This window comes from Paenibacillus sp. FSL H7-0716 (assembly GCF_038002705.1).
Lineage (GTDB): Bacteria > Bacillota > Bacilli > Paenibacillales > Paenibacillaceae > Paenibacillus_AQ > Paenibacillus_AQ odorifer.
Genome location: NZ_JBBODA010000050.1, coordinates 17417 through 30156 on the forward strand (window position 1 = coordinate 17417; position 12740 = coordinate 30156).

General features: G+C 45.9%; 9 protein-coding genes and 1 pseudogene. 4 read left to right on the forward strand and 6 right to left on the reverse strand.

The window, feature by feature from the left end:
- Nucleotides 1-67: 67 nt before the first annotated feature.
- On the forward strand, nucleotides 68-946 hold the full coding sequence (locus MHH60_RS30975; RefSeq protein ID WP_076130289.1) for a helix-turn-helix transcriptional regulator: 879 nt from the start codon (nucleotides 68-70) through the stop codon (nucleotides 944-946).
- An 895-nt stretch (nucleotides 947-1841) separates the two neighbouring features.
- Here the strand turns inward: MHH60_RS30975 and MHH60_RS30980 are convergent.
- Together MHH60_RS30980 and MHH60_RS30985 are read right to left on the reverse strand one after the other, a co-directional pair.
- The gene (locus MHH60_RS30980) at nucleotides 1842-4031 is read right to left on the reverse strand and encodes an alpha-galactosidase (protein ID WP_076134623.1); all 2190 of its coding nucleotides are present in this window, start codon (nucleotides 4029-4031) and stop codon (nucleotides 1842-1844) included.
- A gap of 235 nt (nucleotides 4032-4266) precedes the next feature.
- The gene (locus MHH60_RS30985) at nucleotides 4267-4521 is read right to left on the reverse strand and encodes a glycoside hydrolase family 2 protein (protein WP_256715092.1); all 255 of its coding nucleotides are present in this window, start codon (nucleotides 4519-4521) and stop codon (nucleotides 4267-4269) included.
- An 89-nt stretch (nucleotides 4522-4610) separates the two neighbouring features.
- Here MHH60_RS30985 and MHH60_RS30990 point away from each other — a divergent pair, with 89 nt between their 5' ends.
- Nucleotides 4611-5453, forward strand: coding sequence for a DNA-binding protein (locus tag MHH60_RS30990; RefSeq protein ID WP_141118619.1), 843 nt, complete (start codon nucleotides 4611-4613; stop codon nucleotides 5451-5453).
- 77 nt (nucleotides 5454-5530) lie between these two features.
- Here MHH60_RS30990 and MHH60_RS30995 read toward each other — a convergent pair whose 3' ends face one another.
- The 3 genes from MHH60_RS30995 to uxuA form a co-directional block, all read right to left on the reverse strand.
- Entirely contained in the window at nucleotides 5531-6550 is a 1020-nt protein-coding gene (locus MHH60_RS30995) for a hypothetical protein (protein ID WP_076099837.1), read from the reverse strand.
- Nucleotides 6551-6892: 342 nt separating this feature from the next.
- Nucleotides 6893-8503, reverse strand: coding sequence for a mannitol dehydrogenase family protein (locus MHH60_RS31000; RefSeq protein ID WP_076099839.1), 1611 nt, complete (start codon nucleotides 8501-8503; stop codon nucleotides 6893-6895).
- Nucleotides 8504-9580: a mannonate dehydratase gene (gene uxuA / locus MHH60_RS31005; RefSeq protein ID WP_038572722.1), complete on the reverse strand. Its 1077-nt coding sequence runs from the start codon at nucleotides 9578-9580 to the stop codon at nucleotides 8504-8506. It abuts the gene before it with no gap.
- Between the two features lie 219 nt (nucleotides 9581-9799).
- On the opposite strand from uxuA, the gene MHH60_RS31010 reads away from it, so the two are divergent.
- Nucleotides 9800-10453 (forward strand): GntR family transcriptional regulator, encoded by a 654-nt coding sequence (locus MHH60_RS31010; protein WP_036683283.1) that lies wholly within the window; start codon nucleotides 9800-9802, stop codon nucleotides 10451-10453.
- Between the two features lie 158 nt (nucleotides 10454-10611).
- Here MHH60_RS31010 and MHH60_RS31015 read toward each other — a convergent pair.
- Nucleotides 10612-10899 (reverse strand): annotated as a pseudogene (locus tag MHH60_RS31015) (family 1 glycosylhydrolase); the annotation flags it as partial.
- Nucleotides 10900-11138: 239 nt separating this feature from the next.
- Here MHH60_RS31015 and MHH60_RS31020 point away from each other — a divergent pair.
- Nucleotides 11139-12350, forward strand: a complete 1212-nt coding sequence (locus tag MHH60_RS31020; protein ID WP_042130076.1) for an IS4 family transposase — start codon at nucleotides 11139-11141, stop codon at nucleotides 12348-12350.
- Nucleotides 12351-12740: the final 390 nt, after the last annotated feature.

The window sequence follows — 12740 nt, forward strand, 5'->3', positions numbered from 1 at the left end:
TTGAACAGATCAGCAAAAAAGTTTACACTTTGAATGAAGTAACGAACCATGGAAAGGAAACCTGCTAATGTTGCGCTCCTCCTACACCATTCGCTCGGAAGAACAAGCTTCTATGCTTCTGTTTGATTCCATTGGCTGGGAACAAGCCGAGACTCCGGCATATTCATTTAACGGCCAGAACCGGACGGAGAGAAGTTGTGTTATTTTTCAGTACACCTTATCTGGAGAGGGTAGAATTGAAATAGACGGGGTTGTTCACCCATTAACAAAGGGCAAAGCTTTCCTAGTGACTGTCCCCAGTATACACAGATATTATTATCCGGAGGAAGGTACAGAGCCCTGGGAATTCATTTGGCTGAATGTACGAGGACCTCTAGCTATTTCACTCTGGAACCAGCTGATCGCACATGGCGGTCCCATTATAGAACTCCCTCAGGAATCGGTTCCGATGGATTTATTGTGGAGTATGTTCAAGGACATACAGGTTGATGAGGAAAGAGATTTGCATTTTCTAACGGGGAAAGCCTTTCAGTGGATATTGTCCATGGAGAAATACCTCAAGAAACCGAGTTTGTTAACCACCTATATAAAAAATGACAAACTCCATGCCGCAATACAATTCATGAAAAATGATCTGCACAATAATAACCTTAGCTTAGACGATGTCGCCGCACATGTTGGAATTTCCAAACATCATCTTTGCAGACTATTTCAAAAAAACATCAATCTCTCACCTTTTGAGTATTTAAGAAGGAGACGGATCGAGCTGGCAGCATCTATGCTGAAAACAACAGATCAGACGATCTACCAGATCGCTGTGGACACCGGGTTTGACAATGCCAGCTATTTCGGCAAAGTCTTTCGTTCCTATTTTGGAGTCAGCCCCTCCACTTACCGCGAGCAGGATCTGGAGTTCCTGTCCAAGCATGTGTTTTTTGAAAATTGATGTTGCTCGGCATAACCGTTCGGCTTCGATAGAGCTGAGTGGCATGCGTGGCGTGCTAATTCGGGGCCGGTGGATGCAAGTAGTAACCATTCAGATCTGGCAGCACCGACTCACAACCATCCCCCGCCACTTTCGGACCCCAATGACGCTATTTGCCAATTTCTCGCCTTTTGAGCACAGTTTCGGACTCCAGTGCAGCTATTCCTTCGAAAGATGTGCATATTTGGTACTTTTCGAGCCAATAGCGACTATGCGGTCCGATAAAACTCCAAATGTGTGAAAAGGCTGCGGTTAGCGGCATTTGAGTCCGATAGCACTGTGTTGGATGGGTAAGCAACTTGCAAGTCGTACTAATTCGCATCCAGCAGTCACCAGCTTGGTAAGCAGCTTGTTAAACACCCTAATTCGAGTACAGCAGCACCGAGTCGCCCCCTCCACCGCCGCTTTCGGACTCAGATGACGCTATTTGCTAATTTTTCGCCTTTTGAGCACAGTTTCGGACTCCAGTGCTGCTATTCCTTCGAAAGAGGTGCTTATTAGGTACTTTTCGAGTCAATAGCGACTATGCGGTCCGATAAAACTCCAAATGTGTGGAAAGAGAGCGGTTAGCGGCATTTGAGTCCGATAGCACTGTGTTGGCTGGGTAAGCAACTTACATGGTGCACCAATTTGAGCCCGCCGGCTTCAGTATAAACAATCAGCTCCAGTGGCGCCAAGCTACTTGCAAGTCGCACTAATTCGCGTCTGGTAGTCCCCGGCCAAGTAAGCATCTCGCAAAGCGCCTCATCCAATAACAGCTTCGGGCGCGCAGCTAGTCACAAAAGAACTCGAAAAAGGAGAAAAAAAAGGAAGGTGCCCAGCAGCCAATGGCTTTCGGGGCACCCTCCTTTTTTGATTAAACTTCTCTAAGCACGAAAAGTAGGCTTCTGAAATCGCCCTCGAGCTGTGGAATCGTGAGTCCGAAGTGCATCAGCTCATCCCCTCTGTATACTCCGCCGTTAAGCTCAAGCTTATACGATTTTGCAGGGTCGAGTCCTTTCAGACGCAATCTGCGCAACGGTGGATTAGGCCCGGCCAGAACTTGGAAGTAGGTGGCGAAGGCTTCTTTTTTATCAGCGGAAACAAACATCCATGCCGTCTCGTTTCCTTCAAAAGGACTAAGCAGTCGATAGAAATCACCGTACTGAATCAGCATTCTCAGTTCCTTGTACTCCGAAACCTGCTTGCGGATATCCTCGCGTTCAGCTTCAGTAAGCTTGGTCAAATCCAGCTCGTAGCCGAAATTACCCGACATCGCGACATGACCACGTGTCTCCAAAGGAGTAATACGATGCACCTGATGGTTAGGAACAGCCGACACATGGGCACCCATTGAACTCGCTGGATACACAATACTTGTTCCGTATTGGATCTTTAATCTTTCCACTGCATCCGTATCATCGCTAGTCCAGGTCTGTGGCATATAATACAGCATCCCCGGATCAAATCGTCCGCCACCACCAGAGCAGCTTTCGAACAAAATATGAGGGAAACGGGAAACGATACGTTCCAGCACATCATAAAGTCCAAGGATATAACGGTGTGCCGTTTCGCGTTGACGTTCGGCTGGAAGAAGCGCTGATCCAATCTCTGTCATATTCCGGTTCATATCCCATTTCACATAAGTAATCGGAGCAGATGACAATACCGAGCTAACTGACTCGACGATATAATCGCATACATCCTTGCGGGATAAATCCAGCACTAGCTGCTGGCGGGCTAACGAACTTTTATGCCCAGGTACATGGAGACACCAGTCTGGATGTTCACGGTAAAGATCACTTTCTGGCGATACCATTTCTGGCTCGAACCATAATCCGAATTCCATGCCCATTGCTGTGATATCTTCCCCTAGCTTTCCAAGACCTTCAGGCAGCTTGCGACGATCCTCTACCCAATCTCCCAGGGAGCTGTCGTCGTTATCACGTTTGCCGAACCAGCCGTCATCCAGCACGAACAGCTCCAGGCCTAGCTCTTTGCCTGCTTTAGCAATTTCTTTGATTTTATCCGCATTAAAATTAAAATAAGTCGCTTCCCAGTTGTTGATCAGAATAGGACGCTTGCTATCGCGGAATTCACCTCTGCATAATCGGGTCCGATACAGACGGTGATAGGTTCTCGATAATCCACCAAGCCCTTCACTGGATCTTACCAATACGGCTTCTGGAGCCTGAAAGGATTCGCCCGGTTCAAGCAACCACTGAAAGTTAAAAGGTTGAATACCGATCCCTACTCTGGAAATTCCGTATTGATCCACTTCTGCTTGGGCAAGGAAACTTCCGCTATACACAAGGCTGAACCCGTAAACTTCGCCATGATCCTCTGTTGCATCTTTTGCAAGCAAGGCCATAAAAGGATTCTGCTGATGGCTGCTGGAGCCGCGTTTGCTGTCAATCCGCTGGATGCCAGGAACGAGTGGTCTTTTGTGAATATGGCGTTCTCTAGTCCAAGTACCGGATAATTGCAGCATGTCATAGTCAGAATCATGGAAGTCAACATTCGCGCTTAATACTCTTTTCAGAACCAGATTGTCCTTACCCAGATTCTCAATCCGCACGGAACGTGTTATAACATCCTGATTGTTAAATACGGTATAGCTCAAGGCAGCGATCAATCCTGTTTTATCATCTTGCAATATAATTTCCAGGGTCTCTGCTTCTTCTTCACTTTCAACATAAGTAGCAGGCAGACCCTTGAGTGCAGGTTTTCCTTTATTAATGGTGTGGCTCTTATAACGGAAATCCGTTACGGTCGTGCCATCTACTAGGTGAACCTCAAGTGCCGGCTCGCGGAAATCACCGTTTCCATAAGAAGGGAATTCGCTTGGCAAGGTGTCGAGGGAGATATTTTTATCCTCCTGCAAATAAGTTGGACTAAAAGAGCAACGTTCCACCAAATTCAACGGATGTTGAAATTCTCTCCCTGCCAATTTTGGGCCCCAGTAGACATGCGCTGGAATAACACCTTTGATCATTTCAATAATATAGCTGGATTTCTCAGACTGTAAATGAAACACCTTGCGGTTGTCATCATAATAAATACCCATAATATGTTTGCACTCTCCTTAAGGTAGCTCAATAGAACGTTTATAGTTTGTAATTAATGCTTCTTCGAAGTCTATTTTAGAGTGAAATGGAAGGGTATACAATCTTAATATCTATACCTATTATAGTAAAATATTGATCTATCTATACGCAGAGTCTAAACCACTAGAATATATATCATCAAACTGCCATTTGGAGATTGGTAGCCTAGGATATAGTAGGAAAATAACCTTTTTCTTAAATATCAAAGACGGAACGTACAGTAAGCTGGGCACGCAGTTCCTCAGCCGTAGCTGGTTTATCGAGATCTTTTTTAGCAACCGTAACGGTTCTTGAAACGCCAGCTGATAGGTCGAAATAGTTATCACTGAAGATCGCATCTCTTTCCTTGAAATCAAGTCCGACGAAACGGGCATATGCTTTTGACTTCACAGTATTTTTAAAATTATTAATAAAGACCCTTTTAACCTTATGTAACGTGATGGAAATCACATGATTTAATGTAAAATAAATGAATAATTTAGAAATGAAATACAATCATCTTAATCGATGCATGATATGCTCTAGAAAGGGAGATAGGATTGAAGTTGGATTTGGAAGGGTTGAATGTGGATTCCTTGATTCAGATGCTTAAGGCATCATTTTCATTTGAGAATTGGGATGCCATGATTGAAATTGCAGACAAGCTACACGAACAAATTTCCGTCATATATGAAAACAATAGTAACCTCATAAGAGGTCCTAAACTGAAACGGAGTATCCCCTATTATTTTGGATATAGCTCATGCGCAAAAGGTATAGCACTACAAAAATCCGGTAAGTTTGACGAGGCAAAAATATGTATTCAGAAGTATGCTGACCTAGGCTGGATAGTAGGTTTAGATGAAGAGGGTATTAATGAAGTCGAATATTACCGCAATATAGCAAAAGCCAATTCATACGTTATCGATCTGCTGGAAGGCAAAATGGGAGTCCTACATAAATACGTTGAGTTTATTAGAAAAAGTGATGATGAAGAATTATTGCCGGGACTCATTACAATCTTAGAATCTTCGATAATACATGATTATTCCGTTGATTGGATTCTGAAGGAATTCAAAATCAATGTTGATGACATAGGAGAACATGAGACTATTGTGAATATCAGATACCATGAGGATTACATTTATCTGCTGGCGATGTATTACTATAAACAAGAGAATATGTACGATACAATCAACACTATTCTAGAAATCTTGTTATTAAGCATCAAGCTAGACGATGATACCGGCTTCAAAAAATCAGCAGCGCTCTTTGAACTCCTTAGAGACCACGCCGATCAATCACAACTCAAAGTGCATCACAACATCATGAAAACAATAATCGAAAAAGAGTTTACTAGGTCCTTCAGCTCGCGAATCGAGTTCAGCAATTTACACAGTTAACGATCACGGAGGTCGTCGTTGATTGGATTATAAAGTTGGCTATAAAAAAGGAGTGGTTCTCCGGTTAATGGGCGGAATCACTCCTTTAAGGTGTATTGATCCGGACCGGTCCGCTCGATCCTTTGCTTTCTGCGGGATTTATGCCGTTTATTTCGCCACATTCGCTCGATCCGCTGCATTCTGCGGGATTTATCCCGTTCATTTCTCTGTATCCGCCCGATCGACTGCATTCTACGGGATTTATACCGTTCTTTTCGCCACATCCGCTCGATCGACTGCATTCTACGGGATTTATACCGCTCATTTCGCCACATCCGCTCGATCGACTGCATTCTGCGGGATTTATCCCGTTCATTTCCCCGTATTCGCCCGATCCGCTGCATTCTGCGGGATTTATACCGTTCCTTTCCCCGCATCCGCTCCATACGCTGCTTTCTGCGGGATTTATCCCGTTCATTTCGCCACATTCGCTCGATCCGCTGCATTCTGCGGGATTTATACCGTTCTTTTCGCCACATCCGCTCGATCGACTGCATTCTGCGGGATTTATCCCGTTCATTTCCCCGTATTCGCCCGATCCGTTGCATTCTACGGGATTTATACCGCTCATTTCGCCACATTCGCTCGATCAGCCGCATTCTGCGGGATTTATCCCGTTCATTTCCCCGTATTCGCTCGATCCGGTACATTCTGCGGGATTTATACCGTAGATTTCTCCGTATTCGCTCGATCCGATATATTCTGCGGGATTTATACCGCTCATTTCCCCGTATTCGCCCGATCCGGTACATTCTGCGGGATTTATCCCGTAGAATTCTCCGTATATGCTCGATCCGGTACATTCTGCGGGATTTATACCGTAGATTTCTCCGTATTCGCTCGATCCGGTACATTCTGCGGGATTTATACCGTTCTTTTCGCCACATCCGCTCGATCAGCTGCATTCTGCGGGATTTATCCTGTTCATTTCTCCACATCTGCTCCATCCGCTGCATTCTAAAGCAATTATCCCGTAGATTTCTCCGTATTCGCCCGATCAGCTGCATTCTACGGGATTTATCCCGTTCCTTTCGCCACATCCGCTCGATCCGCAACATTTTAGGGCATTAATGCCTCTATTGTCTCCGCAACCACTCCATCCGCCTCATTCTACGGTATAAATCCCGCTTCCTTTTCGCCGCTTCTACTCCAGCCGGCCTTTCTGCCCGCTCCACAACATGGTGTTGAACCCCCTCAAAATTCGTCGCTCAGTTGACGAACACCGGTTATTCGCCATGTTTTTAGTTTAACTTTCGTTCTTCTCATTTTACATAAGATTCTTTTCACACTTTGTTTGGGTTTTTTAAAATCATACAAAAAAAGCCCCGATTGATTGCCTAGGGACTTTTTTTGCTTTATTTTCTCCTATATTAAATCAAATCTACTTAACTGCCTAGCTTTCACTTCAAATAGTTCTCTAATGTTCTCCGTACCGCTCCTGGGCCTGCCATCATTTCCTGGAACATAACCTCAATCTTATCGCCTAGACCAATTGCGTACAACGGAACCCCAAAAAGTCGCTCATCTTCAAGAATGGGGCGCACACTTGCGGTTTGGTCTCCAAGCGAAACTCCTTGCAGGTAACCTTGCAGTGTTTCTAGTAACGGATCTGAACTCAATGTGAAGACCTCTCCAGCATCATTCACTCCTAGTAAGTAACGACACCACACCGCGATAGCCAGTGGAATCGCTGTTAGCTGCGCTGGATCGAGCTCCTCCCGTCGAATATAGGATTTAATAGTTTCACCGAACCGTATACCCACCTTCTGCGAAGTGTCTGTAGCAATCCGCTGTGGAGTATCGGGGATAAATGGATTGGCAAAACGCTCCTTAAGGACTTCGTCCAGGAACTGCTTTGGACTGAGAATCCCCGGGTCCACTACGACGGGCAGACCTTCTTTGTAACCGATTATCTCCACAAACCTCCGCAAAGTATCGTCCTTCATCTCATCCGCGATCAAGGTGTAGCCAAGCAGACAACCGGAAACAGCAAGCGCCGTATGCAGCGGATTAAGGCAGGTCGTTACTTTCATCGTCTCCACCTTGTTGACTGTCTCCCGGTCCGTAAAAATAATTCCGGCTTCCTCTAGTGGTGGACGTCCGTTCGTAAAGTTGTCCTCCACTACAAGGTATTCGCTAATCTCGGCATTTACGAAAGGAGCGGTATATGTGTTTTTGGAGGTAATGATTACATCCATATCGCCAATTCCCTGTTCCAGAAGCGCGGCCTGTACACTCTCCGAAGGACGTGGTGTGATTTTATCGATCATGGACAATGGAAAGGTTATTAATCGTTCATCTTCCAGATAGCGCACAAAGTCTTCCACAACAAGTCCTCTTTGGGCCCATTCCTTAGCGATGGACACAACACCGTTCTTCAACTTGTCGCCATTGTGTGAGCAGTTGTCCATGCTGACAAAGGTCATCGGATATTGGCCTTTCAGATATCTTCGATAAGCAAGCGAAGCTACAATGCTCATGACATGAACAGGATGCTCCGGTCCGCTCTCGATATCCTTTTTCACAATGCCAAGATATTTATCATGCGGATCCGTCAACGAGTATCCCTTCTCCGTGATGGTGAAGCTGGCCATTTGCAGGCTCGGATTCTCGAACACCTCGATCAATCGGCGGTACTCCGCTTCACGGTTTTTGTCCGCTGCGATTCCCTCCACAATACTGCTGACTACTCTTTTCTGAAAATCACCACGAGCATTCATCAGCACTAAAAGGGTCAGATTGTCGTAGGGCTTGTAGACTTTATCAATCATTTCGAAATCAAAGGTCTCCACCGCAATAATACCTGTATCCGACTTCCTGCTATCCAGCAGCTTCTGATGAGCATTTGCCACGAATCCCCTGAAAATATTACCTGCACCGAAATGAATCCATTCCGGTTTAAGCTGTGTATTGTTTGCTACCTGCTCATAGTCGAACTGTGGAAGCTCCACTCCAGCAGCTTTCCAAGCTGCTTTTTCCCCTTGGATACTGCTTCTGGTCAGATGCAGCATTTATTTTGCCTCCTTGACGTTGTCCAAGCTATCCCAGACACCAAGCAAATACATGATGCCCATAGCTCTATCATACAAACCATAACCCGGGCGGCAGTTCTTCTCTTCCCCCCACAGATGACGCCCGTGATCCGGACGTACATAACCAATGTATCCGTTCTCATGATAGGCTTTGACCACCTCGGCCACATCAACGCTTCCGTCACGCCCACGGTGCGACACCTCAATGAAATCACCGTTCTCAAATACCTTCACATTGCGGATATGTGCAAAATGAATACGGTCATGGAACTCGCGGATCATCGCTGGCAGATCGTTATCCGGATTCGTGCCGAGTGACCCTGTGCAGAACGTCAAACCGTTGTACGGGCTGTCCACCAAATCCAGAAAGCGGCGGATCATATCCCGATTGCGGATAATACGCGGCAGTCCAAAGATCGGCCAAGCCGGATCATCCGGATGAATAGCCATCTTGATGTCCACTTCCTCGCATACTGGAATAATGCGTTCCAGGAAATACTGGAGGTTGTCGAACAGTTTATCTTCCGTCACATCCGCATAAGCCGCAAACAGCTCATCTAGCTTCGCCAGCCGCTCCGGCTCCCAGCCCGGCATCGTGAACTGTCCAGCTCCCTTCAGAATCCGGTCCACCATCTCACGCGGATTATCGGTAATGGCAGCCTTTTCATAAAAGAGAGCATTCGAGCCATCAGGCAACTCTTTATACAGCTCTGTGCGGGTCCAATCGAAAACAGGCATAAAATTATAGCAAATCACCTTAACGCCAACCTTGGCGAGTTTACGAATGGTGTCGATATAAATATCGATATATTTATCACGGGTCGGCAAGCCGATTTTGATATCATCATGAACGTTGACGCTTTCTACTACAGCCGTGCTGAAACCCTTACTGGTGATTTGATCCGCCACTTCTTGGATCCGTTCCATTTCCCACACTTCTCCAGCTACTTTCTCGTGCAAAGACCAGACAATCCCCATTACACCCGGAATCTGCCGAATATGATCCAGCGTGATATTGTCATTGCCCTCGCCGTACCATCTCCACGTCATGTTCATTGATAAACCCTCCTGTGAATTCGTTTTCATCTATCTTGTATACAAGATTTACTTGATCATAGAATAAGAACAATTCTTTGTCAATCACAAATTCATCAGGAATTTTATCATAAAAATAAGGAATTTCCACCCTATTTTCATCTCGATAATTTTAATGAATGAACTTATCATGTATACTAGTACTGTATCTGTCATCAACAATTGAAAGCAGGAACAGAAATGTCAATCAAAGCTGAAATTCTAAACACATTGAAGCAAGAAATCCTCACGCTGGCGTTAAAGCCAGGTACCATTCTAAGTGAAACAGCCTTGTCTGAGCGGTTTCAGATTTCACGTACGCCGTTGCGTGATGTTCTCAAGCAGCTTGCACTGGAATCTTATACCGATATCTACCCGAAAAAAGGTAATATTGTGTCCTTTATTGATCTTGAATCTGTTGAACAAATCACATACTTGCGTTGCACACTGGAAAAGGAGATCCTCAAGGATCTTTCTGCACAGCTTTTACTACCCGGGGTGCACGAACTGAAGGAGATTCTTAAGAAACAAAAAGAGGTCATCGGGCAGGAGAATGCTGTAGATTCTTTCCTTAATTTAGACGACGAGTTTCACCGGGCCTTGTACAGGCTTGCTGGACGTGAGTATCTGTGGACTCTGATCCAGCAGTCGAATGTACATTATCTCAGGTACCGCAGACTGCACATGCTCAAGACCGACAAGCTGGAAGAAATCTGGAGCGAACACCAATCCATTCTTGAGCTTATGGTGCAAAAGGAAACCACCAATATCGGTCCGCTAATCCACCACCATCTTCGGGAAGATATTCATTCACTGGACTTTCAGGAGAACTTCTCGGAATACCTAAAAAAATAGTCGGCCAAAAAGCGGCTTGCCCATAAGTTAAGTGCCTTCCCGGATAAAACTTCGTTATAAGAAGAAACTCACAAGCTTCCTATTCCTTATTAAAAAAACAAAAAAACCTTGATTTCTCAAGGTTTTCGTAAAAAATGAACAAGGACTATAACGCCGCACTAATAGCTTAAATTTGCTCCGTTAGAGGTTATGACCTTTTTGTACCAGTAAAAGCTGTCCTTACGCAGACGCAGCAGCGTTCCATTGCCTGCATCATCCTGATCAACATAAATGAAGCCGTACCGCTTGCGCATCTCCGAGGTGGAAGCCGAGATCAGATCAATACAGCCCCAGCTGGTGTAGCCCATTAGCTCCACGCCATCGGCAATGGCTTCCGCCATCTGCTCAATATGCTGTGCCAGATACTCTATCCGGTATGGATCACGGATGGTGCCATCCAGTTCGAGTACATCTGCAGTCCCTTTCACCGATAAGCCACTGCCATCCTAGCTGTTTGAAAAGGTGCTGAAAGCCCATAATGGAGATAGGCTCGCACAGCGCGAGCGAAATCGATATATATATCAACTAGCCCAGTACACTTGCACCAAACCTGACATGAGTAGATATGGAAAAATAACCCTTCAAAAAAAATCGGTTCCCCCTAAAGTTGTAGTTACCACAGCCACAACATGAAATAGGAGGAACCTTGAATCAAATTATAAATTTCAAGACCGTGGCTGGTCAACTTTTAAATTGGATTCCGGTGGACAAAAGGCATCCGGTGCACGACCATCGTGTCCCCAAATTAACAACGTACCGAACCATTTTCTTGTTTCTTTTCGCCTTGCTCCAAAATCAACCGTCTTTGTCTGAGTTTTCTGCCTACTTTCGTAAAGCAAAATGGTTACAGCAGATCGTGGGCTTCTCTTCCATTAGTGACTCGGCGCTCAACCGACGGCTTCAGCGCATCCCTCTTTTTCTCCTTCAAGAGTTCTATACCGACCTGATGGAGGCGCTGATTCAGTGTCAGCTTAAGCAAGATCGTTTTCCGGACATCGGGGCGTTACGCGTCATCGACCCCACTCAACTTTCGCTTACGGCTCACGGGGAGCACTGGGCGTTTACCCAAAAGGGGCAGGTTAAGGTCAAGCTTCATCTTGGGTTGCATGTCTACAATGAGCAGAATGTGCACCCTGGACGAGCGGTGTTCTCGACGGCCGGCGTCGCGGATCACGATCCGGAAGTGCTCGATCGGCTGCTTCAACCCGATCGGGAGAACTCTACGTATGTCATGGATCGCGGCTATCCCGGATACCACCAGTTTTGTGAATGGGACCAGGCGGGCCTTCGGTTTGCCGTTCGGATAAAACAGAACAACCGACTGACGGTGACGCGCCTGCGGCCACTCCCTCCAGAGTGTGGGATTGTGGAAGACGCTGAGGTGCTGGTCCCAAGCTCGAAGGGGGAACCCCATCGAATGCGGCGAGTAACCTATCCGTATGTGAACCGGAAGGGAAAGGAGTGTCTCAGCGTTGTACTCACGAACCGGTGGGATGTGGAGGCACCAGTAATTGCACAGATTTATAAGCTTCGCTGGCAAATCGAGACGTTTTTCAAGACCTTTAAGCACCGAATGAATGGGGCGCATTTGTACACCAATCAAGCAGAAGGCGTGACGCGTCAAGTCCTGCTTAGCCTGATTGCTTATGCGTTTATGGAATGGATACGAGTGATTGGGGCTCCCGAACAAACAATTCAGCGGGTCTTACAGCTATTCCGTTTGTACGCCGATGCCGAACCTTGTGACTTTCGGGAAGCCTTAGAAGGGAAAAAGACCCGCACGAGTAAGGGCAGGCGAAAAAAGCCAAAGATCGGTCGCCCCCGGAAACACCCACTCGTGCCAAAGCCAAGCGAATAGTCGTTGTTTTTTAAGTGAATAAGCTATTCCAAATCCATTTAAAAAAAATGTGCTGTGGCTGGTGTAGATTTCGTGCGGCCTTTTTTAGATAAAATCGAGTCTGTTCACCCTCCGATATCTTCCGTTGATCTAATGTTAGGTTTCTTGCAAGTGTACTGCAACTAGCCACAAGAGAATCCCCCATTCCCGAAAAAACCACAGATATTAACGGCCTCAGCAGATGTTCGACTACTTTGACAAGGGGATTCGCTACATGGACGGCCATAGCGGCCGGATTTTGAAATATTGAAAGTGCAAGAGGTGATGTACGAGACCGTTATCAACCAGAAATGTATAGAATTAAAAGAATTCCTCTTTGAGTATCAAAATAAAAACGGATTGCCACCCGAG